Genomic DNA, 21496 nt, shown 5'->3' with positions numbered 1-21496 from the left:
TAGGGGCATAAGAGAGCGGGTTCCGCTCGGTGTGGCGGGCAGGGCGGCCGAGGCGGATGCTGGGAGGAGGCGGGCATCGATTCATGCCCGCGACCGCAAGTCTCCGGACGGAGCGGAGCCTCCGTCCGGGGTGAGGGCCTCCGTGCACTCCAGGGAGGCGGATATGGCCACGCACACAATGCTCCCCACCAGGCGACGGATCTCGCTGAACGAGCACCTTCCCGTCGACCACCGTCTCAGCAAGGTCTACCGCGTCGGCGCGGGCCTCATGGGGCTCGTCCTGCTCGCGTTCGGCATCCTCGGCCTGATCGACGAGGTCGGATTCTTCGACACCCGGGGCGACACGGTCGCCGGGCTCAACACCAACGGCACGCTGAGCGTGCTCTCGATCTGCGTGGGGCTGCTGCTCTTCGCGGGCATGGTGATCGGCGGAAACTTCGCCTCGACGCTCAACATGGTGCTGGGCGTCCTGTTCATCCTCAGCGGCTTCGCGAACCTCGCGCTCCTGGACTCGGACCTCAATTTCCTCGCGTTCCGGATCCAGAACGTCCTGTTCAGCTTCGTGGTCGGCATTCTGCTGATGGTCTTCGGCATGTACGGGCGTGTGGGCAGTGCGCTGCCGCACGACAACCCGTACTGGCGGGCCCGCCATCCCGGCCAGGCCGAACGTGAGGAACGCGTGCTCAGCCAGGCACAGTTGAGCGCGCGGAACGAAAAGGAGTAGCTCGGCCGGACAAGCCAGGGGCGTGTGCGCGGTGTGGGGCCTGGGAGCCGGTTCTCACCGGGCACACGCCCCGTTAACCTGAGCCCATGCCTCGCTACGACTTCCGCTGCCGGACCTGCGGCGACACCTTCGAGCTCAGCCGTCCCATGGCCGAGTCCTCCGACCCGGCCGCCTGCCCCGCCGGGCACGACGACACCGTGAAGCTCCTGTCGACGGTCGCCGTCGGCGGAACGGCAGGCTCCGGCCCCGCGCCCGCCCCGGCCTCCGGCGGCGGTGGAGGCGGCTGCTGCGGAGGCGGCTGCTGCGGCTGACTTCAGGCTTCCCCCCGCCCCCGGCCGCTTCAGGTCCGCTTCAGGAAGCGGTCCCTAGCCTGGCCGCATGATCGACAGCACCGCACCGGGGTGGATCACCGGTCTCATGGACACCCTCGGGGCGCCCGGGGCCGGACTCCTCGTAGCGCTGGAGAACCTCTTCCCGCCGCTGCCGAGCGAGGTGATCCTGCCGCTCGCCGGCTTCGCGTCGAGCACGGGGCAGATGAACCTCGTGGCCGCCCTGGTGTGGACGACCCTCGGCTCCGTGCTCGGCGCGCTCGCGCTGTACGGCGTCGGGGCGGGGCTCGGCCGGGACCGTACGATCGCGGTCGCCCGGCGGCTGCCGCTCGTCAAGGCGTCCGACATCGAGCGGACCGAGCGGTGGTTCGCGCGGCACGGCACCAAGGCCGTGTTCCTCGGCCGGATGATCCCGGTGTTCCGCAGCCTGATCTCCGTGCCCGCGGGCGTGGAGCGCATGCCGCTGCCGACGTTCCTGTGGCTCACCACACTCGGCAGCGCGATCTGGAACACCCTGTTCGTCCTCGCCGGCTACCTGCTCGGCGAGAACTGGACGCAGGTGGCGGCGTACGTCTCCACGTACTCGACGGTCGTGCTCGGCGCCGCCGCCGCGGCCGTGGTGCTCTTCCTCACCACCAGGATCGTCAGGCGGACCGGCCAGGACCGGCGGTGTAGAGGAACTCCCGCAGAATCCGCTCCCCGGCCTGGATCCCCCGCTCCGGAAGAACGGTGAGCCCAGGACCGACCAGGCCGGACTCCGCCAGCTCCCCGTGGGCCGGGCGCCAGGCCCGGTCCGCGGCGAGCAGCAGGTCGGCGTCCAGGAGCGAGTCGCCCGCGGCGAGGGTGAGGTCGGCGCCGGTGCGGCGGGCGACCTCGCGCATGGCGGCGCTCTTCGTCAGCGGCTTCGGCACCGCGTAGATCTTCCGGCCCTGCAGGGAGACGGTCCAGCCGCGCTCCTCCGCCCAGCCGGACAGCTCCTTGACCCAGCCCTCGGGCAGCAGCGACCGCTCGACCACCAGATACGCGAAGAGGTCCTCGGCGACCCGCTCCTTCAGCAGCCACGACTCGTCGGCGGCGGCCACCAGGTGGGCGCGGACCTCGTCGAGCGAGGCGCACTCCTCGGCCAGGCGCGCGGCGACCTGCCGCTGCCAGTCCCGGTCGGAGACGCCGTCGACGAGGAGATGGCCGCCGTTGGCGCAGATCGCGAACCGCGGGGTGCGGCCCGGCAGGTTGATGCGCTGGTACTGGGCGCGCGTCCGCGTCGTCGTCGGCACGAAGACGGTGGCCCGGGACAGCTCGGCGAGGAGCCCGGCGGCGTCCTCCGTCACGTACGACAGCGGCTTGCCCTCGTACAGCTCGACGCAGAGCAGGCGCGGGGCCTCCGCGTCGGGCATCGGCAGTTGCAGGGCCGCCGCGGAGTAGATGAGCGTGCGGTCGAGGTCGCTGGCGACGAGTGTGGTGCTCACTTGCCGGTCACCGCCTTGCCGTCGGCACCGGTCGCGCCCCGCGTGTACTGGGGGTGGATCAACCCGACGCAGCTGTACGGGAGTCCGTCCACCTCCTCGACGTCGACGCCGCGCTGCTCGGCGAGCAGGCGGACGTGGTCGAGGTCGGCGCCCGCGCCGCGCTGGGCGAGGATCTTCCACGGGACGCGGCGGAGCAGCACCCGGGTGGTCTCGCCGACGCCCGGCTTGACCAGGTTCACATCGTTGATGCCGTACTCGACGCTGATCCGCTCGACGGCGGCCCAGCCCTCCCAGGTCGGCGCCCGGTCGGCCGAGAGCACCTCCTTGACCTGGGCGTCCACGGCGTCGCCGACCTCGTCGAAGCGCGCGGCGACGGTGTCGAGGAAGTGCCCGGACACGTCCGTCCCGGCCAGCTCGCGGTAGAACTTCGCGCCGTGGAAGTCGTCCGGGCCGACCAGGTCGGCGCGGAGCACGGTGCGCGATATGAGCCCGGAGACCGTGGAGTTGAGGCAGGCCGAGGGGATCAGGAAGTCCTCGCGGGTGCCATAGGTCCGTACGCAGGAGCCCGGGTCGGCGAGCACCGCGATCTCCGGGTCGAAGCCCTTGGCCCCGCCCGCGTCCTCGAAGTCCCGTACGGCCTGGGCGAGTTCGCGGGTGATGGCGCCCTTGCCGGTCCAGCCGTCGACGAAGACGACGTCGGCCGGGTCGTGGTGGGCGGCGAGCCAGCGCAGCGCGTTGGCGTCGATGCCGCGGCCGCGCACGATCGACACCGCGTAGTGTGGCAGGTCGAGGCCGTGCCGGTGCTGCGCCCAGCGCCGCATCAGCACGCCGACGGGCGTGCCGGCGCGGGCCAGCGACACCAGGACGGGCCGCTGCGAGCGCTCGGCGAGGACGGTCTCGGTGACGACGCCGACGGCCTGCGCGATCCGCGCGGCCGAGGTCTCCAGGGCGGCCTTGAACAGCTCCTGGTACTGCTCGCTCGGCTGGTACTCGACCGGCAGCGACTCGGCGTAGTGCGCGCCGCCGCTCTGGATGGCCTCCTCGCGCTCCTCGGTCGGCGCTTCGAGCTCGACCTCGGACAGGTCCTGGAGCAGCCAGCCGACCTCGTCCGGTGCGTACGAGGAGAAGGCGGGGCCGCGCAGGGGTTCGGGCAGCATGCTGGGGTCTTCCTGCCGTTCGGGTTCCGCGGTGCGGGCGGCACCGGGGACGTGGGACGGGACGACCGCGAGCAGGACGTGCTCGGCGTGCCGGGCGAGCTGCGCCAACAGGCCGTCGGGGGCGTGCAGTTCGGGGGTGTCGGCGGCGGAGTCGACGACGGCGACGACGGTGTCGAAGCCGCCGCCCGCCACGTTGTACGCGTACCGGTCGCCGGGCCCGTCCGCCGGGTCGTCGTGGGCCGGGAAGACCAGGCGGCTGCGGATCGCGTAGCCGGGGTCGTCCACGGCGAGGACGGGCGAGCGGGTGGTCGTGGAGTAGCGGACCTCCGCGTCCACGTGCTCCTCCAGGCCGACGGCGAGCCGCAGCGGCGCGTACATCAGCTCCTCGAAGCCGAGGACGAGGACGCGGCGGGCGCCCTCGGGCAGCGCCCCGGCGAGCTGCTCGACCAGGCCGGGCGCGGCCGCCTCCAGCTCGTCCCGGTGCGCCGTGGTGAAGCCGTGCCGTCCGCCGTCGGGCAGCCCGGCGGGCCAGTCGAGGCCGACGCGGACGGGCCGGCGGGCGTCCCGCTGCACCGGAACTCCGGCGGCGACCTGCTCGTGCTGGGCGACCAGGGCCTGCCCGCGCTCCAGGACGCCCTCGGGAAGGCGTACGGTCCCCGAGGCCAGGGCGATCAGGTCCACCCGGGCGTCGATCTCGCGGGCGAACTCGGCGAGCCTGCCCTGGTCGGCGGGCGAGCGCATGTCGACCAGGGCGACGATCACGTACCGCCCGCGCGGGTAGCGCTCGTGCAGGTCGCGGATGGTGTTGAGGACCGTGTTGCCGGTGGAGAACTCGTCGTCGACGAGGACCAACGGGCCGTCGCCCGCGAGGAGTTCGGGGTCCTCGGGAAGCAGCAGGTGCGAGGTGGCGTGCGAGTGCGACTCCTCGAAGCCGCCGGCCCGCGCGACGCCCGGCACCGGCCGCCGGGTGGAGTGCAGATACGGGGCGAGGGCCAGGCCGTCCGCGACGGAGTGGCCGAGCCCGGTGGCCGTCTCCGCGTACCCGAGGACGAGCGAGCGCCGGGCCTCCTCGTCGCCGAGCAGCTCGCGCACCCGCACGCCGAGGTCGTACCCGGAGCGCCAGACCAGGGCGGGCGACTGCGGCACATGCTTGCCGAGGACGTGGGAGACGAGCAGGTGGGCCCGTTTCGGGTTGCGGCGCAGGGCGAGCCCGAGGAGCCCTCGCAGCCGCTCGTCGCCGTCCAGTTCGACCCCGAGCCGCTCGGCGACCCAATCACCCGACCACACCACGCTGTTCGTATCCCTCTTGTCGCTTGCGTACGTCACGTTCTTTCCAGCTCTCCCGCCCGACTTCAGGGCGTACCGGGTCAGTTGCCGCCCGGCAGTCCCGCGGTGAGCAGTTCCACGAAGCCGACGTCCTCGTTGGCCACGCCGAAGGCCTTGGCGCGCTGCAGGGTCCGCTCGGCCCAGGCGCGGTGCGGCTTCACCTCGTTCATCTTGTTCGTGTAGGCGGAGCGCAGGACTCCGCCGCCACCGCGCTCGGGGCGCAGGATGTCCTGGGCGTCGCTGAACTCCTCGTGGCTGACCACGGAGAGGGCGTGCACGGGCAGGACGTGCGAGGGGTGGATGCAGGTCTTGCCGAGCAGTCCGTTGGCCCGGTCGAGGCCGATCTCGCGGAGCAGCCCGTCCATGTCGTGCTCGATGAGCGCGGTGCGCAGCTCCTCGGCGCGCCCCAGGAAGGGGCTGTTGCGCAGCTGCGGCTTGAACATCCGCTCCTGGGCCCTGAAGTACTCCCACACGGGCCCGGTGACGGTGAAGCCGGTGCCGTCGGCCCGGCCGAGGACGTTGACGACGTCGGCGATGACGGAGGCGACGATCTGCACGTCGTACGCGGTCATGTCGGGCTGGCGGCGCAGCCCGTACGCGGAGCAGAAGTCGGTGACGCCGAGGCGCAGCGCGAGGACCCGCTCGCGGTACTTGTCGACGGTGCGGGCGATGCCGGCGAGGGTGTCGGCGCGGCTCTCCAGGTGGAGCAGCTCGGGCGACTCCAGGACGGGCATCGCGAAGAGGCGGCGTCCGCTGGCGGCCTCGGCGGCGGTGAGCGCCTCCAGGAAGGGCACGCCGCGCTCCTCGGTGAACTTCGGCAGGACGAAGCCGGAGAGGATGCGGACGGCGGGGCCGAGGCGGCGGACGAGGTCGGATATCTGCTCGGCATGCCGGACGCGGACGAAGAGCAGCGGCAGCTCCCCGTCCTGAGCGGGGTCCCCGGCCGCGAGCGCGGACAGCTGCGCGACGAGGTTCTCCTCGGCGGCGACGACGTCCGCGTCGTCGATGGAGTCCTCCAGGCACAGCACCATGGACGCCACCCCGCGCTGCGTCTGCTTGGCGACGTCGTCGGCGAGGTGGGGGCGGGTCGCCGGCGAGTACAGCGTGGCGCCGAGGGCGACCGACAGGAGCGCGGCCGGAGAGTCCGAGGTGAAGGCGCAGGGCTCCCTATGGAACAAACGCTTCCGGATCTCAGGCGCGATGTGCCCGAAATGACGCATGAGACTCCCCGTTTTAGACAAGCGGCCGACAACTTGCGGCCGGTAATAGTACGTAAACGAGCATGTCAGGGGTTCCCTCCTCGCATGAAATCCAGGTAACCCCCGCATGACGCACGCGAGCGGACCCACCCCCGCCGACGCCCCGCGCAGGCCCCCCGCGTTGTCCCCACCTGGGCCGGGAAGGCAGGATGACCGCATGACGCACGCGATGCTGAAGGGGTCGAACGTCCCGCTGGAGGCCACGGCCGTACGCGCCGTGCTGCTCTGGACCCCGGGTCCCGCCGGGTCGGGCGCCCCTGACATCGACGTCTCGGCCATGCTGCTCTCCCCCGAGGGCCGGGTCCGCTCCGACGAGGACTTCGTCTTCTACAACCAGCCCCGGCACCCCTCGGGCAAGGTCTGGCGGCTCGGCAAGAAGCGCGTCGCCGACGGACTGAGCGATTCCGTCCAGGCCGACCTCGCCGGACTGCCCGCCGAAGTCGACCGCATCCTGATCGTGGCATCGGCGGACGGCGTCCCGTTCGAGCACGTACGCGGACTGCGCATCTCGCTGTACGACGCGGCGACGCCCCAAGAGGGCGATCCGTACGCGTACTTCGACGTGAAGCCCGAGACGGGCGCCGAGACCGCGCTCATCTGCGGCGAGCTCTACCGCCGCGGGGACGCCTGGAAGTTCCGCGCGCTCGGCGAGGGCTACTCGAACGGTCTGGTCGGCCTGGCCACGGACTTCGGGATCTCCGTGGACGAGTCGGAGGCCGAGCCCGAGGCGGACCCGGCGGCTTCGGAGGCGGCGACTTCGGAGGTGGCGGCTTCGGAGGCGGCCACCCAGCAGACCGCGGTCCCGCCCACCGCCGCGCCGCCCGCGCCCACGCAGGCCCCGGCGCCCGGGTACGGCTACCCGCAGCCGCCCACGCAGCCCCCGGCCGCGGCCCCGCCCGGGTACGGCTACCCGCAGCCCGTCTCCGCGCCGCCGACCGTCGCACCGCAGGGCGGGTACGGCTACCCGCAGCCGGTCGCCGCGGGCCCCGACCCGCACTTCACGCTGCCGCCGCAGGGCCCGCAGTTCCTCAACCGCTGAGGCCGGGCGGGGAGAAGCAGAGGGCCGACGCTAGCGGTCGGCCTTCGCCTTGTAGCCCCGCCCCCACTGCAGGCCCCAGCCGTAGAGCCGGTCCAGCTCGGCCTGGAAGCCGTAGACGAACTTCACCTCGCGGCGCACCACGAGCTCGCCCTTGACGTTCTCCACGGTGATCACCGCGCAGGACCGCGCCTGCGGGGCGTGCTCGTCGAGCTCGATCTCGATCCGCGGGCCGTTGCTCGGATAGAGGGTCACCTTCGCGTGCGTGCGGTCGAAGGCCGGCGTCTGGTCGTAGATGTAGACGAAGAACAGCAGGCGCTTGATGGACTCGCGGTAGTCGAGGTTGACGTACAGCGTCTCGCCGGAGGCCGAGCCGAAGCGGTCGTCGCCGCTGAGCTTCACATACGGCGGCGCGTTCAGATCCCCGAAGAAGTTCCCGAGGGGCTGTACGACGCCCTTGGCGCCGTCGGTCATCTCGTAGAGGCAGCCCAGGTCCAGGTCCACATTGACCATGCCCTGGGTGTGGGCCTGCACCACATCGGGCTTGAACATCTTGAGCGGGTGCCGCAGCGAGCCGCGACCGCCCCGCTTCGACCGCCCCTCGATGTCCGAAGTGCGCATCCGCCAGGACAGGTTGACGCGCAGATTGCCGGTGGCCGCGCCCTGCTTGGTGAGGGACACCGAAGGGCGGCGCTTGGTCAGCTCGATGGAGGTGGTCGCCGCGTTCCCCGACTCGAACTGTCTGTCCCGACCTCGCCACAGCCCTTCCCAGAAGGACATCCCGCCCCCAACTCTCAAATCCACGTATACGACAGCGGGGCGGTCAGAGGCATGAGACCTCGTGACCGCCCCGCTCAGAGCGTTCCCTCAACTACCCGCGGATCACACCCCGGAGGAGAGCTCAGTCTTCTCGCCCGGGGTCGAGGCTTTTCCCTCTTCGGCCGCCGCAAGGCGCTTGTTGCGCCGCACCGACGACCAGAACGACCAGGCGATCAGGATGACGCCGATGGAGCCGGTGATGACCTCGGGGATCTCGTGCTGGATGGTGACGAGCAGGATCAGCGAGAGGGCGCCGATCGCGTAGTGCGCGCCGTGCTCCAGGTAGACGTAGTCGTCGAGGGTGCCCTCGCGGACCAGGTAGACCGTCAGCGAACGGACGTACATGGCGCCGATGCCGAGGCCGAGCGCCATCAGCACGATGTCGTTGGTGACCGCGAAGGCGCCGATGACGCCGTCGAAGGAGAACGAGGCGTCCAGGACCTCGAGGTAGAGGAACATGAAGAACGCGGCCTTGCCGGCGAGGACGACGGCCGACTTGGGCTTGCCCTCGCGCGCGGCGCGCTCCTCCTCCTCGTGCTCACGCTCCTCCTCTTCCTCCAGCTTGTTCTCGAAGAAGCCGGAGAGACCGCCGACGATGAGGTACGTGATCAGACCGGCGACGCCGGAGATCAGCACCGTCTGCGCCTTGTCGACGTGCGCGCCGCCGTGCTGGTGGGCCTGGGTCGCGAAGGTCATCGACGTGACGAGCAGGACGATCAGGGCGATGCAGACCGACAGCATGTCGACCTTGCCGAGCTTGGCGAGCGGGCGCTCCAGCCAGGCGAGCCACTTGATGTCGCGGTCCTCGAAGATGAAGTCGAGGAAGATCATCAGCAGGAACATGCCACCGAACGCGGCGATCGACGGGTGAGCGTCGGTCACCAGCTGCTGGTACATGTCCTTGTCCGTCATCGCCAGGTCGACGGCCTCAAGGGGGCCGATCTTGGCGCTGATGGCGACGATGACGACGGGGAAGACCAGTCGCATGCCGAAGACGGCGATCAGAATGCCGACCGTGAGGAAGATCTTCTGCCAGAAGGCATTCATCTTCTTCAGGATGCCGGCGTTGACCACCGCGTTGTCGAAGGACAGCGAGATCTCGAGGATGGACAGGATCGCCACGATCCCGAACGCCTGCCACCCCCCGATGAGAACCGCTGCGACCAGGCCGAGCGCGGTGACCGCGAACGACCAGCCGAAGGTTTTCAGTACCACTGGCTACCCAATCGTTGTGTACGGGGCGTACCCGCGCCCGCGACGAGTACGGGGCTCCCCCGAGCCGTGCGCGGCTTTACGAAACATTGACCCCGAAGTCTAGAGCGATGCCTCGAAGGCCCGACGCGTACCCCTGCCCAACCGCACGGAACTTCCATTCCGCGCCGTATCGGTACACCTCACCGAAGATCATCGCGGTCTCGGTCGAAGCGTCCTCGGAGAGGTCGTACCGCGCGAGCTCCTGACCGTCGGCCTGGTTCACGACGCGGATGAACGCGTTGCTGACCTGCCCGAACGTCTGACCGCGGTTGTCCGCCTCGTGGATCGAGACGGGAAAGACGATCTTGTCCACCTCGGCCGGGACCTTGGAGAGGTCCACGAGCAGGGACTCGTCGTCGCCGTCCCCCTCACCGGTGAGGTTGTCGCCGGTGTGCTCGACCGAGCCGTCGGGGCTGGTGAGCTGGTTGTAGAAGACGAACCACTCGTCACCGAGCACGCGCCCGGACTTGCAGAGCAGCGCGCTCGCGTCGAGGTCGAAGGGGGCTCCGGTGGTGGAACGCGCGTCCCAGCCGAGTCCGACCAGGACCTGCGTCAGATTCGGTGCGGCTTTGGAGAGGGAGACATTGCCTCCCTTGGCGAGCGTGACGCCCATGTTCGTGGTCCTCCCCTGTGGTGGTGCGGTTGTCCAGCGCGTCCGGCGCCGCACGGAGTGTGCGGCGCCGGGCTGGGTCGTGCGTGGCCGTGCGTCGGCTCAGACGTTCACACCGAAGTCCTGCGCGATGCCGCGCAGGCCCGAGGCGTAACCCTGGCCGATGGCACGGAACTTCCACTCCGCGCCGTGGCGGTACAGCTCGCCGAAGACCATCGCGGTCTCCGTCGAGGCGTCCTCGGAGAGGTCGTACCGCGCGATCTCGGCGCCGCCGGCCTGGTTCACGACGCGGATGAACGCGTTGCGGACCTGGCCGAAGGACTGCTGGCGGTTCTCGGCGTCGTAGATCGAGACCGGGAACACGATCTTGGCGACCTCGGCCGGGACGCCGGCGAGGTTGACCTTGATCTGCTCGTCGTCGCCCTCGCCCTCACCGGTGGTGTTGTCACCGGTGTGCTCGACCGAGCCGTCCGGGCTCTTGAGGTTGTTGAAGAAGACGAAGTTGGCGTCGCTGGCGACCTTGCCGTCCTCCTGCGTCAGGATGGCGCTGGCGTCGAGGTCGAAGTCCGTACCGGTGGTGGTGCGGATGTCCCAGCCGAGACCGATGGTGACATCGGTCAGGCCGGGGGCCTCCTTGGTCAGCGAGACGTTGCCGCCCTTGCTGAGGCTGACTCCCACGAGTCCTCCCAATAGGTGTCCAGGGGCAGCGCCCCCGTCGTGCGTTGGCATCAGATCAACGACTGGATCCTAGTGACCGGTTCCCGCATCAAACAGGCTATTCGCCCCAGGGTCACTTGGCCGTCGGGCTGTTTCAGAGGCTGTTCAGGGCCGTGACGTACTCGTTCAGGTCACGGGCGTCCGGCAGCGCGTTGACGACGGTCCAGCGGATCACGCCGTCCTTGTCGATGACGAAGGTGCCACGCACCGCGCAGCCCTTCTCCTCGTCGAAGACCTCGTACGCGCGCGAGGCCTCGCCGTGCGGCCAGAAGTCGGAGAGCAGCGGGTACTCGAGGCCCTCCTGCTCGGCGAAGACGCGCAGCGAGAAGGGCGAGTCGTTGGAGACGGCGAGCAGCTGCACGTCGTCGTTGACGAACTTGGGCAGCTCGTCCCGCAGAGCGCACAGTTCGCCGGTGCAGACACCGGTGAAGGCGAACGGGTAGAAGAGCAGCACGACGTTCTTCTCGCCGCGGAAGTCCGAGAGCCGCACGGTCTCGCCGTGCTGGTTCTTGAGCTCGAAGTCCGGGGCCTTGGTGCCGGTCGCGAGGCCAGCGAGTGCCATGAGGACGGATCCCTCCGTAGGGCTGTTCAGGTGGGTGCCACCCTAGCGAGCGGCGCGGTACACGCGTGAACCCCCGCCGACCGGTGGCCGACGGGGGTTCGAAAGCTGCGTGCAGAGGTTCAGCGCTTGCCGGACTTCGCCGCCTTGGGGGTGGCGAGCCGGCTGCCCGACCAGTCCTTGCCCACGCTGACGCTCTTGCTAGCGGTCAGGCCGGAGGTCGTGGCCGCGTCGCTGATCTCGCTCGGCTCGACATATCCGTCGCGGCCGGTCTTCGGGGTCAGCAGCAGAAGCAGGCCGCCTTCCTCGATGTACCCGATGGCATCCACGAGGGTGTCCGTCAGGTCCCCGTCGTCGTCGCGGAACCAGAGCACCACGGCGTCGGCCACATCGTCGTACTCCTCGTCGACGAGTTCGCCATCGTCGCCGATGGTCTGTTCAATGGCCTCGCGGAGCTCCATGTCGACGTCATCGTCGTAGCCGATCTCCTGGACCACCTGCCCGGACTGGAAGCCCAGCCTCTCGGCCAGGCTCGTCTCCGCGTGGTCCGCGGTCGCGCTCACGGATTGCCTCCTGATCATGTTTGGAAGTTGTTCTCGGCCGCACGCATACGTGGGCCACTGGCCGTAGTCCACACGTGCGGGGCGGATCGCGCAAGTACCCGGCCGTCGAGACCGCCGAAACGGTGACGTTCCTGGCGGTGCCGCCGCCGCGCTTTGCGCGCTTCGCCGGGTATCCGTTGTTCACCCCAGGCCATTCTGGCCTGTTTTGCCAGTCCTGTGGTAATCGCGGGCCCGGCGACCGCCTCTGGTTACCTAACGGTACAGATGACGTTTGCGCGACCGAGGTGGACGATGGGGGACGACAATCGACGGTGCACGTCAACTCTCCCAAGCTCTCATCGCCTTTTCAGCTCTCTCATCCTCAAGCTCTCTTCAGCTCCAGACACCGAGCAAGACCGACAGCGAAGGAACAGCGTGGCTTCCGGATCCGATCGCAACCCGATCATCATTGGCGGCCTGCCCAGCCAGGTCCCGGACTTCGATCCCGAAGAGACTCAGGAGTGGCTCGACTCGCTGGACGCGGCGGTCGACGAACGCGGCCGCGAGCGTGCCCGCTACCTGATGCTCCGGCTCATCGAGCGGGCCCGTGAGAAGCGCGTCGCGGTCCCCGAGATGCGCAGCACGGACTACGTGAACACGATCGCCACCAAGGACGAGCCCTTCTTCCCCGGCAACGAGGAGATCGAGCGCAAGGTCCTGAACGCGACGCGCTGGAACGCGGCCGTGATGGTCTCGCGCGCGCAGCGACCCGGCACCGGCGTCGGCGGCCACATCGCGACGTTCGCGTCCTCGGCCTCGCTGTACGACGTGGGCTTCAACCACTTCTTCCGCGGCAAGGACGAGGGCGACGGCGGCGACCAGATCTTCTTCCAGGGGCACGCCTCGCCGGGCATCTACGCCCGCGCGTTCCTCCTGGACCGGCTCAGCGAGGAGCAGCTGGACGGCTTCCGGCAGGAGAAGTCCAAGGCGCCCAACGGCCTTTCCTCGTACCCGCATCCGCGGCTCATGCCGGACTTCTGGGAGTTCCCGACCGTGTCGATGGGCCTCGGCCCGCTCGGCGCGATCTTCCAGGCGCGGATGAACCGGTACATGGAGGCGCGCGAGATCGCCGACACCTCCAAGTCGCACGTGTGGGCGTTCCTCGGCGACGGCGAGATGGACGAGCCCGAGTCGCTCGGCCAGCTGTCCATCGCCGCCCGTGAGGGCCTGGACAACCTGACCTTCGTCGTCAACTGCAACCTGCAGCGGCTCGACGGTCCGGTGCGCGGCAACGGCAAGATCATCCAGGAGCTGGAGTCGCAGTTCCGGGGCGCCGGATGGAACGTCATCAAGCTGGTGTGGGACCGGAGTTGGGACCCGCTGCTTGCGCAGGACCGGGACGGCATCCTGGTCAACAAGCTCAACACCACGCCCGACGGCCAGTTCCAGACGTACGCCACCGAGACCGGTGCGTACATCCGGGATCACTTCTTCGGCGGGGACCACCGGCTGCGGGCCATGGTCGAGAACATGACCGACGACCAGATCCTGCACCTGGGCCGCGGCGGTCACGACCACAAGAAGATCTTCGCGGCGATGTCGGCGGCCAAGGCGCACAAGGGCCAGCCGACGGTGATCCTGGCGCAGACGGTCAAGGGCTGGACGCTCGGCCCGAACTTCGAGGGCCGCAACGCCACGCACCAGATGAAGAAGCTGACGGTCGACGACCTCAAGGGCTTCCGCGACCGGCTGCACCTGCCGATCACCGACAAGCAGCTGGAGGACGGCGTTCCGCCCTACTACCACCCGGGCCGGAACTCCGAGGAGATCCAGTACATGCACGACCGCCGCAAGGGTCTGGGCGGTTACGTCCCGACCCGGGTCGTGCGCGCCAAGCCGCTGCAGCTGCCGGAGGACAAGGCGTACGCGGCTGCGAAGAAGGGCTCGGGGCAGCAGTCGATCGCCACCACCATGGCGTTCGTCCGCATCCTGAAGGACCTCATGCGGGACAAGGAGATCGGCAAGCGTTTCGTGCTGATCGCGCCGGACGAGTACCGCACGTTCGGCATGGACGCGTTCTTCCCGAGCGCGAAGATCTACAACCCGCTCGGCCAGCAGTACGAGTCGGTCGACCGCGAGCTGCTGCTCGCGTACAAGGAGTCGCCGACCGGGCAGATGCTGCACGACGGCATCTCCGAGGCGGGCTGCACGGCCTCCCTGATCGCCGCGGGCTCGGCCTACGCGACGCACGGCGAGCCGCTCATCCCGGTGTACGTCTTCTACTCGATGTTCGGCTTCCAGCGCACCGGCGACCAGTTCTGGCAGATGGCCGACCAGCTGGCCCGCGGCTTCGTCCTCGGCGCCACCGCGGGACGCACGACGCTGACCGGCGAGGGCCTCCAACACGCGGACGGGCACTCGCAGTTGCTCGCCTCGACCAACCCGGGCTGCATCGCGTACGACCCGGCGTTCGGCTTCGAGATCGCGCACATCGTGAAGGACGGCCTGCGCCGGATGTACGGGCCGGAGGCCGAGGACGTCTTCTACTACCTGACGGTCTACAACGAGCCGATCCAGCACCCGGCCGAGCCGGCGGACGTGGACGTCGACGGCATCCTCAAGGGCATCCACCTCTTCAAGCGCGGCGAGTCCGGCGCGATCCCGGCGCAGATCATGGCGTCCGGCGTCGCCGTGCCGTGGGCGATCGAGGCGCAGAAGATCCTCGCCGAGGAGTGGAACGTCAAGGCCGACGTCTGGTCCGCGACGTCCTGGAACGAGCTGCGGCGCGAGGCCGTCGAGGTGGAGCGGCACAACCTGCTGCACCCGGAGGAGGACCAGCGCACGCCGTACGTGACGCAGAAGCTGGGCGGCGCCGAGGGGCCGTTCGTGGCTGTCTCGGACTGGATGCGTTCGGTGCCGGACCAGATCTCGCGCTGGGTGCCGGGGCGGTACACCTCGCTCGGCGCGGACGGCTTCGGCTTCGCGGACACGCGCGGCGCGGCCCGCCGCTACTTCCACATCGACGCGCAGTCGATCGTGCTCGCCGTGCTGACCGAGCTGGCCCAGGACGGCAAGGTGGACCGCTCGGTCCTGAAGCAGGCGGTCGACCGCTACCAGCTGCTCGACGTGACGGCGGCCGACCCGGGCGCCGCGGGCGGCGACGCGTAGGCGCGTACGGACGCTCCGTGAGGGCGGCGGGACCGGGCGGTCCCGCCGCCCTTGTACGTTTATGCGTTTCTTACGATGCGGACATGAAGGAACAGCCCGCCCGTATCCGCTGGGAGAACCTCACGCAGCGGCCCCTGCTCGCCCTCGCGGTGCTCTTCGCCGGGGCCTACGCGGTGCCGATCGTGCTGCCGGACGCGGCTCCGACGGTGAAGCAGGCGTGCACGGCCGTCGAGTGGACGGTGTGGGGCGCCTTCGCCGTGGACTATCTCGTACGGCTCGTACTCGCCGAGGAGAAGCGGGAGTTCGTGCGCCGGCACTGGCTGGACCTGTGCGCGGTGCTCCTGCCGCTGCTTCGGCCGCTGCAGCTCCTTCGGGTCGTGGCCACGCTGCTCCTCATCGGGCGGCGGGCCCGGATGGCCACGCAGATCAAGCTGACCACCTATGTGGCGGGGGCGGTGACGGGGCTGCTGATGTTCGGCTCCCTCGCCGTGCTTGCCGTGGAGCGGGAGTCCCCTGACGGCAACATCAAGACGCTCGGGGACGCGCTGTGGTGGTCGTTCACGACGATGACCACCGTCGGGTACGGCGACCACTCGCCGACCACGGGCCTCGGCCGGGTCCTCGCCGTCGGCCTGATGCTGTCCGGCATCGCGCTGCTCGGTGTGGTGACGGCGAACATCGCGGCCTGGTTCATCGCGCGCTTCGACTCGGACGACGCCGAGGAGCGGCGCCGGACCGCGGCCATCGAGGCGCTGACGGACGAGGTCAAGGCGCTGCGGGCGCAGGTGGCGGCGCTCTCGGCGGACGCGGCCGATGGCACGGGCGGGGACGCGAGCGGGGGCACAGGCGGGGACGCCGAGCCCGCCCCCGCCCCCGCCTCCTCCGTCAGTGCTCCCAGATCTTGAACGCCCGTACGCGGTAAGGCGATCGGGGCGCGTACGTGCCGTCGCCCGGGTACGTCTGGAACTCGCCGGTCTCCGCGCAGTGGGCGGACTGGTAGACGGTCACGGGACGTCCGGTGCGGTTGGCGAGGGACTGGGCCGAGGCCCCCTCGGGGAGGGCGACGCAGCTCTCCATGTCGGTGCCGGACAGCTCGTGGACCTGCCGCTTCCCCTTGAACTCGGCCTCCTTCCACAGGCACAGCTCGCCGGGCCCGCAGTCGGCGAGCGTGGGCGGGGCAGCGTTCGTGGTCGGGTGGGCGGCGCTCGTGGTCGGGTGGGCGGCGCTCGCCCCGGGTGCGGTGAGCAGCGCGAGGGCGAGCAGTGAGGTGGTCAGGGCGGGCAGGGTGATGGCAGTGCGCATGGTGTGGAACCCCCGTGTCGTACGAATCGGTCGTACGCAATCTGACCCGCAACTGCCGCCCGCCGGAAGGGGGTTGGGGCCGGGGCCACCCTGATAGGGGAAAGTCCCGCCGAAGGGCTCTTCGGCGGGACTTTCCGATGCGAGGGGCGCGCACGAGGGGCGCACTCCCCCGCTCGCGCGCGTCAGATGTGGACGGCCCCGCCGCCCGCCTCCGCGTTGGCCCCGCGCTTGGTGAAGACGGCCACGAGCGCGGCGACGGCGGCGACGACGCCGGCCGTGACGAAGGCCAGGTGCATGCCGGACAGGAACGTGTCCTGCACGACGCCGCCGATCTGCTCGATGACCGGCTGCGGCGTGTGCGCCTTCTCCAGGGCCTCGGTCGGCAGGAACCCGACCTCGGCCGCCGCGTCGAGCCCCGGAGCGGGCTCGCCGGGCAGCCCGGCCTCCGTCCACTTCTCCGGCAGTACGGACGAGGTCTTGCTGGACATGACCGCGCCGAGGACGGCCGTGCCGAGCGCGCCGCCGACCTGCATGCCCGCCTGCTGCAGTCCGCCCGCGACGCCGGAGAGCTCCAGCGGGGCGTTGCCGACGATGACCTCGGTCGCGCCGACCATCACCGGGGCGAGGCCAAGGCCGAGGAAGGCGAACCACAGGGACATCGTCCACGTACCGGTCTCGGCGGACAGGGTGGTCATGCCGAACATCGCGGCGGCCGTGAAGACCATGCCGCCGACCAGCGGCACGCGCGGGCCGAACTTGGTGATGAGGGCGCCCGCGACCGGCGAGGACACGATCATCATGGCCGTCAGCGGCAGCAGGTGCAGACCGCTCTCGACCGGGGTCATACGGTGCACGCCCTGCAGGTAGAACGTCACGAAGAACAGGCCGCCCATGAAGGCGAAGGCCATGAGGACCATGAGCACGGTGCCCGCGGAGAGCGGTATGGAGCGGAACATCCCGAGCGGGACGAGCGGCTCCTTGACCTTGGTCTCCCAGACGGCGAAGACGACGAAGCAGAGCACGGCCGCGCCCAGGAAGATCCAGGTCTTCGCGCCGCCCCAGCCCCAGGACTCGCCGGCCTTGATGATGGCCCAGATCAGGAAGAACATCGCGCCGGAGAGCAGCACGATGCCCGGGACGTCGAAGGAGCGCGGCGCGTTCTCGGCCCGGTGGTCCTTCAGGACCCACAGGCCGAAGGCGAGCGCGAGCACGCCGACCGGCACGTTGATGTAGAACACCGACTGCCAGCTGACGTTCTCCACGAGGAAGCCGCCGAGGATCGGGCCGCCCGCGGTGGAGGCGCCGATGACCATGCCCCAGATGCCGATGGCCATGTTGAGCTTCTCGGCCGGGAAGGTCGCGCGCAGCAGACCGAGCGCCGCCGGCATGAGCAGCGCGCCGAAGAGGCCCTGCAGCACGCGGAAGACGACCACGTACGTGACGCTCTCGGACAGGCCGATCGCACCGGAGGCCGCGGCGAAGCCGACGACGCCGATGAGGAAGGTCTGCCGGTGGCCGAATCGGTCACCGAGCTTGCCCGCCGTGATCAGGGCGACGGCGAGCGCCAGGAGATAGCCGTTGGTGATCCACTGGACGTCCGCGAGGGAGGCGTTCAGGTCCTTCTGGATGGCCGGGTTGGCAATGGCCACGATGGTGCCGTCCAGGGCCACCATCATCACGCCGATCGCGACGGCGAACAGCGTCAGCCAGGGGTGGCCGCGCAGGCCCTTGGCCGGGGCCGGAGCGGGAGCGCCCCCCGGCTGCTCCGGCGCCTTATCCGCCTTGTCGACGGTGGTCTGACTAGTCATGCGTTCGAGGCTAATGACAGTCGCTGACAGTTGACAAACGGAATCACTAGTCGGTAACTGTCACGTTGCTCACAGGTATCGTGAGCTGCCCGGACCGGCCGCCCGAACCGGCCGCGCAGACCGGTGGAAAGAGGCCCCTGATTGACCCCGCCCAACCCCGAGCCGAAGCCTGACGCGCCCCGGCCGACGGGCCTGCGTGAGCGCAAGAAGCGCCGCACCCGCGACGCCCTGGTGCGCGCCGCCCTCGAACTCTTCACGTCCCAGGGGTACGAGCAGACGACCGTCGACGAGATCGTGGACGCCGTCGACGTCTCGCAGCGCACCTTCTTCCGGTACTTCGCCGGCAAGGAGGAGGCCGTCTTCGCCGTACAGGAGATGGTGGAGCGGCAGTTCGCCGAGCGGGTGCGCGCCCGGCCCGCGCACGAGCCGCCGCTGCAGGCGCTGCGCGCGGCCGTCCTGGACGCCTGGAACGCGGTCGGCGAGAGCATCGAGGAGATCGTTCCGGTCGAACTCCACATGCGCACCTACCAGTTGATCGAGTCGACGCCCGCGCTCCTCGCCGTGGAGATGCGCCGCTCCGTCGAGATGGAGGAGGAGGTCGCGCGGATCATCGCCGAGCGCGAGGGCCTCGACGTGGACGCCGACCCGCGCCCGCGCGTGGCCGTCGCCGCGTTCGGCGGGGTGATGCGGATGACCGGGCGGCGCTGGGGCGCGGGCCAGGACCTCACCGTCGAGTCGATGCGCGTGGTCACCGCCGCCCACCTCGACGAACTGGCGCCGGCGCTCGCGGGGGACTGGCGCACGACCTGAGGCACGCGCGCGTACAGGCGCTTTCCGCGCACGAGCGCCTCCGCGCACGGGATGGCGTTTCTGCGTACGAGCGTCTCCGCACGCGGGCGTCTGCGCGGACGGGCGCCTGTGCGTACGGCGCTTCCGCGCGGCGTGGGCGGACAGAGCGTGCGAGCGCCTCAGCAGAGGGTGAACTCCCGTACCTCACAAGCGAGTACGGAGCGTAGCGCCCGGTACCCCATGCGCCCGTATTGTCCAAATCACACCCCACGAAACGTGATCTGCCCCACCCTCCTCCCGGTCTGAGCTGCAGTTCTCCTAGGGTGTTCCGCAGTGACTTCCTTCGACTCGTCCCCCACTCTGAACGTCTGGCGCGCGCTCCTCGCTCTCGCGGTCGTCTTCGTCATGCTGGCGACCACCGGCTGGAGTGCCGTGCGTCACGACCGGGGCGCGTCGACCCCGCTCGAACTCGCGCTCTCCGCCTGGCAGCGCGGCGGCATAGACGGCCACAAGCTGCCCGACCCCAAGGTGCCGGCGTCCCGGAAAGCGCACTTCTTCGACACCCTCACCGGTGCCCAGCAGCTGCGCCTCGCCCGGAGTTACCCGCTCGCCGTCGGCAACATGGCCGGAGTGCCCGTGCGGCTGCGGTACGCGGCCAACCGCGTCGCCCTCGACCAGGCGCGCGACGTCGAGCGCCGGCGCATGCACGACGAGCGCCTCTCCGAGTCGGGCCGCCACGAGGCGGGCCGCCGCATGCACCGCTTCGACTCGCTGCTGCGGCCCGGCCGGCAGATCCTCGCCTTCGACCCGATGGGCCCCGGCCGCGTCGCGGAGGTGCTCGGCGACCTGAACCGCGCCGAGCGGGTCTCGGTCGTCGTGCCCGGCGTCGACACCAACCTGCTGACGTACCAGAAGACGAACGGCCGCTACAGCGCCCCGCGCGGCATGGCGAGCGCGCTCTACCACGAGCAGCGCGAGCGCAGCCCGAAGACCCGCAGCGCGGTCATCGCCTGGGCCGACTACACGGCCCCGGCCGGGCTCGGCGTGGACGCGGCCACCGCCAAGCGCGCCGAGGACGGCTCGGTCCGCCTGAACTCCATGGTGCGTACGCTGCCCGGTTCGTCGAAGGTCGCCCTGTACTGCCACAGCTACGGCTCGGTGGTGTGCGGGGTCGCCGCGAGCGAGCTGCCGCCGCGGGTCAGCGACATAGCGGTCGCCGGCAGCCCCGGCATGCGCGCCGGAAGCGTCGAGGGGCTGCACACCGACGCCCGCGTGTGGGCCATGCGGGACTCCGACGACTGGATCCAGGACATCCCGCACATGGAGGTCGGCGGCCTCGGCCACGGCGCCGACCCGGTCTCCGAGAGCTTCGGCGCGCGCGTCGTCTCCGCGGAGGGCGCCATCGGCCATACGGGCTACTTTCAGCCGGGCACCGAGAGCCTCCGCAACTTCGCCCGGATCGGCGTCGGCCAGTACGACTCGGTGAGCTGTGCGGACGGCGGCGAAGCGTGCCGGAACGCCCCTTCCGGTTCCGCTTCGGCCTGACGCGCGTAGAGATCCGCTCACCTGGCCGTGCGCGGGAGCGCTTTGCGGCATCGCCAAGGAGCCGTGGACGACGGCCAGTTCGACCCGCGGCCCGCCGGCGACGGGTGGGCTTCAGGCCGGACGGCGCATACGATGAGCCGCATGGGTGACGTACTGGCCGGATTTCATGCCGCCTGGGAGTTCGACTCGGACTCCGTGCTCATCCGCTTCGAACGGGGGATCAGGACGCCGAAGCTGTTCCAGGCGCTCGGTGAACGACGTATTCCCCACGAGGCGTTGGCGGCGGTGACCCTGACCCCGGGAAAGCGCGGGACGGTGGTGCTGCATGCCGTTCCGAGACCCGGCGCGGATCCGCTGATGGCGGCCGCCGCCGGGCAGTTGAAGGACAGCAGCGACCCCTATCGCCTGGTGCTGCCCGCCGAGCGCGAGACCCTCGCCGAGTACTACGCGGACGAGCTCCGCGCGCTGATCGGCCCCGCGTCCGACGCCGAGGAGTTCCTCGTGCCCGCGCCGGAGGGCCCGCTGCAGTTCAAGGCGTACGACGGCAAGGCGTCCTTCGACGGCAGGACCGTGTCGTACCGCTGGTTCTGGACGGGCGCGTCCTCGGCGAAGTGGAAGGCGGGCGACCAGAGTTTCGCGGTCGGCGACCTCGCCGACGTCGAGTGGCGCTCCCCCGAGGTGTTCGACGGCCATCTGCGGCTGCTGCACCGCGCGCCGGGCGGTACGCAGCCGGTGCAGCAGCCCGCGCAGGCGGACCAGGATCCGGCGGCGGTCGTGTTCGGCCTCGGGTACGGGCCCGTGCACGAGTCGCTGCCGTTCGCGGCTGCGGTGCTCGCTGCGGTGCGCAACAGCAGCGGGCCGGCTTGTGACGACGCTCCGCGGCCCGCGGCCGCCCGCCGCGATCCGGCGGATATCGCGGACCGGATCCGGCACCTCGGGGAGTTGCATCAGGCGGGGTTGCTGACGGATTCCGAATTCACGTCCAAGAAGGCGGAGTTGCTGGCCGAGCTGTAGTTCTTCCCCACCCCGCCCCTTCCCGAAAGACTGCCGTCGGCTGCGGGGGCTCCGCCCCCGGACCCCCGCTCC

20 protein-coding genes are annotated in these 21496 nt (G+C 70.3%); 9 read left to right on the top strand and 11 right to left on the bottom strand.

Annotated elements, in window-relative coordinates; all coding sequences use genetic code 11:
* The first annotated feature begins 163 nt into the window (after positions 1–163).
* From QIS96_RS18855 to QIS96_RS18845, 3 genes are all read left to right on the top strand, one after another.
* Positions 164–724: a DUF4383 domain-containing protein gene (locus QIS96_RS18855; protein ID WP_282543812.1), complete on the top strand. Its 561-nt coding sequence runs from the start codon at positions 164–166 to the stop codon at positions 722–724.
* A gap of 86 nt (positions 725–810) precedes the next feature.
* Positions 811–1035, top strand: coding sequence for an FmdB family zinc ribbon protein (locus tag QIS96_RS18850; protein ID WP_282543811.1), 225 nt, complete (start codon positions 811–813; stop codon positions 1033–1035).
* A 67-nt stretch (positions 1036–1102) separates the two neighbouring features.
* The gene (locus QIS96_RS18845; RefSeq protein WP_282543810.1) at positions 1103–1786 is read left to right on the top strand and encodes a DedA family protein; all 684 of its coding nucleotides are present in this window, start codon (positions 1103–1105) and stop codon (positions 1784–1786) included.
* Here QIS96_RS18845 and QIS96_RS18840 read toward each other — a convergent pair.
* Genes QIS96_RS18840 through QIS96_RS18830 form a run of 3 tightly spaced genes read right to left on the bottom strand, consistent with a single transcriptional unit; the run spans position 1698 to position 6222 of the window.
* Positions 1698–2519, bottom strand: a complete 822-nt coding sequence (locus QIS96_RS18840; protein WP_282543809.1) for an HAD family hydrolase — start codon at positions 2517–2519, stop codon at positions 1698–1700. The two genes, QIS96_RS18845 and QIS96_RS18840, sit on opposite strands and share 89 nt — an antisense overlap.
* Entirely contained in the window at positions 2516–5002 is a 2487-nt protein-coding gene (locus tag QIS96_RS18835) for a phosphoribosyltransferase (protein WP_282543808.1), read from the bottom strand. The genes QIS96_RS18840 and QIS96_RS18835 overlap by 4 nt, the downstream gene beginning before the upstream one ends.
* A 41-nt stretch (positions 5003–5043) precedes the next feature.
* On the bottom strand, positions 5044–6222 hold the full coding sequence (locus QIS96_RS18830; RefSeq protein ID WP_282543807.1) for an HpcH/HpaI aldolase/citrate lyase family protein: 1179 nt from the start codon (positions 6220–6222) through the stop codon (positions 5044–5046).
* A gap of 196 nt (positions 6223–6418) precedes the next feature.
* Here QIS96_RS18830 and QIS96_RS18825 point away from each other — a divergent pair, with 196 nt between their 5' ends.
* Positions 6419–7300: a TerD family protein gene (locus QIS96_RS18825; RefSeq protein WP_282543806.1), complete on the top strand. Its 882-nt coding sequence runs from the start codon at positions 6419–6421 to the stop codon at positions 7298–7300.
* A gap of 30 nt (positions 7301–7330) precedes the next feature.
* Here the strand turns inward: QIS96_RS18825 and QIS96_RS18820 are convergent, their stop codons facing one another.
* The 6 genes from QIS96_RS18820 to QIS96_RS18795 all read right to left on the bottom strand — a co-directional run bounded on the left by QIS96_RS18820 (position 7331) and on the right by QIS96_RS18795 (position 11819).
* Complete coding sequence (locus QIS96_RS18820; protein WP_282543805.1) at positions 7331–8077, bottom strand: TerD family protein; 747 nt, start codon at positions 8075–8077, stop codon at positions 7331–7333.
* A 102-nt stretch (positions 8078–8179) separates the two neighbouring features.
* Complete coding sequence (locus QIS96_RS18815) at positions 8180–9331, bottom strand: DUF475 domain-containing protein (RefSeq protein ID WP_282543804.1); 1152 nt, start codon at positions 9329–9331, stop codon at positions 8180–8182.
* Between the two features lie 76 nt (positions 9332–9407).
* Complete coding sequence (locus QIS96_RS18810; RefSeq protein ID WP_282543803.1) at positions 9408–9983, bottom strand: TerD family protein; 576 nt, start codon at positions 9981–9983, stop codon at positions 9408–9410.
* Positions 9984–10082: 99 nt separating this feature from the next.
* Entirely contained in the window at positions 10083–10658 is a 576-nt protein-coding gene (locus QIS96_RS18805) for a TerD family protein (RefSeq protein ID WP_282543802.1), read from the bottom strand.
* 133 nt (positions 10659–10791) lie between these two features.
* Positions 10792–11259 (bottom strand): peroxiredoxin, encoded by a 468-nt coding sequence (locus QIS96_RS18800; RefSeq protein ID WP_282543801.1) that lies wholly within the window; start codon positions 11257–11259, stop codon positions 10792–10794.
* Positions 11260–11378: 119 nt separating this feature from the next.
* The gene (locus tag QIS96_RS18795; protein ID WP_282543800.1) at positions 11379–11819 is read right to left on the bottom strand and encodes a DUF3052 domain-containing protein; all 441 of its coding nucleotides are present in this window, start codon (positions 11817–11819) and stop codon (positions 11379–11381) included.
* Positions 11820–12233: 414 nt separating this feature from the next.
* On the opposite strand from QIS96_RS18795, the gene aceE reads away from it, so the two are divergent.
* Both aceE and QIS96_RS18785 read left to right on the top strand, forming a co-directional pair.
* On the top strand, positions 12234–14966 hold the full coding sequence (aceE, locus tag QIS96_RS18790; protein ID WP_282543799.1) for a pyruvate dehydrogenase (acetyl-transferring), homodimeric type: 2733 nt from the start codon (positions 12234–12236) through the stop codon (positions 14964–14966).
* A gap of 83 nt (positions 14967–15049) precedes the next feature.
* Positions 15050–15871, top strand: coding sequence for a potassium channel family protein (locus QIS96_RS18785; RefSeq protein WP_282543798.1), 822 nt, complete (start codon positions 15050–15052; stop codon positions 15869–15871).
* Here QIS96_RS18785 and QIS96_RS18780 read toward each other — a convergent pair.
* Both QIS96_RS18780 and QIS96_RS18775 read right to left on the bottom strand, forming a co-directional pair.
* Positions 15852–16268: a peptidase inhibitor family I36 protein gene (locus QIS96_RS18780; protein WP_282543797.1), complete on the bottom strand. Its 417-nt coding sequence runs from the start codon at positions 16266–16268 to the stop codon at positions 15852–15854. The two genes, QIS96_RS18785 and QIS96_RS18780, sit on opposite strands and share 20 nt — an antisense overlap.
* A 182-nt stretch (positions 16269–16450) precedes the next feature.
* Positions 16451–18076: an MFS transporter gene (locus QIS96_RS18775; protein WP_282543796.1), complete on the bottom strand. Its 1626-nt coding sequence runs from the start codon at positions 18074–18076 to the stop codon at positions 16451–16453.
* A 141-nt stretch (positions 18077–18217) separates the two neighbouring features.
* On the opposite strand from QIS96_RS18775, the gene QIS96_RS18770 reads away from it, so the two are divergent.
* From QIS96_RS18770 to QIS96_RS18760, 3 genes are all read left to right on the top strand, one after another.
* Positions 18218–18886, top strand: a complete 669-nt coding sequence (locus QIS96_RS18770) for a TetR family transcriptional regulator (protein WP_282543795.1) — start codon at positions 18218–18220, stop codon at positions 18884–18886.
* Positions 18887–19198: 312 nt separating this feature from the next.
* Positions 19199–20410, top strand: a complete 1212-nt coding sequence (locus QIS96_RS18765; RefSeq protein WP_282543794.1) for an alpha/beta hydrolase — start codon at positions 19199–19201, stop codon at positions 20408–20410.
* 132 nt (positions 20411–20542) lie between these two features.
* Positions 20543–21424, top strand: a complete 882-nt coding sequence (locus QIS96_RS18760; RefSeq protein WP_408907210.1) for a DUF4429 domain-containing protein — start codon at positions 20543–20545, stop codon at positions 21422–21424.
* Positions 21425–21496: the final 72 nt, after the last annotated feature.

The sequence above is a fragment of the Streptomyces cavernicola genome (genome assembly GCF_029968035.1).
Taxonomy (GTDB): domain Bacteria; phylum Actinomycetota; class Actinomycetes; order Streptomycetales; family Streptomycetaceae; genus Streptomyces; species Streptomyces cavernicola.
Note: the sequence above shows the minus strand (reverse complement) of the source record. Positions and strands in the feature narration are given on the sequence as shown.

Excerpts from the sequence above, each read along its gene's own strand:
- QIS96_RS18855 (WP_282543812.1), top strand. The coding sequence starts at position 164 with ATGGCCACGCACACAATGCTCCCCACCAGGCGACGGATCTCGCTGAAC.
- QIS96_RS18850 (WP_282543811.1), top strand. The coding sequence starts at position 811 with ATGCCTCGCTACGACTTCCGCTGCCGGACCTGCGGCGACACCTTCGAG.
- QIS96_RS18845 (WP_282543810.1), top strand. The coding sequence starts at position 1,103 with ATGATCGACAGCACCGCACCGGGGTGGATCACCGGTCTCATGGACACC.
- QIS96_RS18830 (WP_282543807.1), bottom strand. The coding sequence starts at position 6,222 with ATGCGTCATTTCGGGCACATCGCGCCTGAGATCCGGAAGCGTTTGTTC.
- QIS96_RS18825 (WP_282543806.1), top strand. The coding sequence starts at position 6,419 with ATGACGCACGCGATGCTGAAGGGGTCGAACGTCCCGCTGGAGGCCACG.
- QIS96_RS18820 (WP_282543805.1), bottom strand. The coding sequence starts at position 8,077 with ATGTCCTTCTGGGAAGGGCTGTGGCGAGGTCGGGACAGACAGTTCGAG.
- QIS96_RS18810 (WP_282543803.1), bottom strand. The coding sequence starts at position 9,983 with ATGGGCGTCACGCTCGCCAAGGGAGGCAATGTCTCCCTCTCCAAAGCC.
- QIS96_RS18800 (WP_282543801.1), bottom strand. The coding sequence starts at position 11,259 with ATGGCACTCGCTGGCCTCGCGACCGGCACCAAGGCCCCGGACTTCGAG.
- QIS96_RS18785 (WP_282543798.1), top strand. The coding sequence starts at position 15,050 with ATGAAGGAACAGCCCGCCCGTATCCGCTGGGAGAACCTCACGCAGCGG.
- QIS96_RS18780 (WP_282543797.1), bottom strand. The coding sequence starts at position 16,268 with ATGCGCACTGCCATCACCCTGCCCGCCCTGACCACCTCACTGCTCGCC.
- QIS96_RS18775 (WP_282543796.1), bottom strand. The coding sequence starts at position 18,076 with ATGACTAGTCAGACCACCGTCGACAAGGCGGATAAGGCGCCGGAGCAG.
- QIS96_RS18760 (WP_408907210.1), top strand. The coding sequence starts at position 20,543 with ATGAGCCGCATGGGTGACGTACTGGCCGGATTTCATGCCGCCTGGGAG.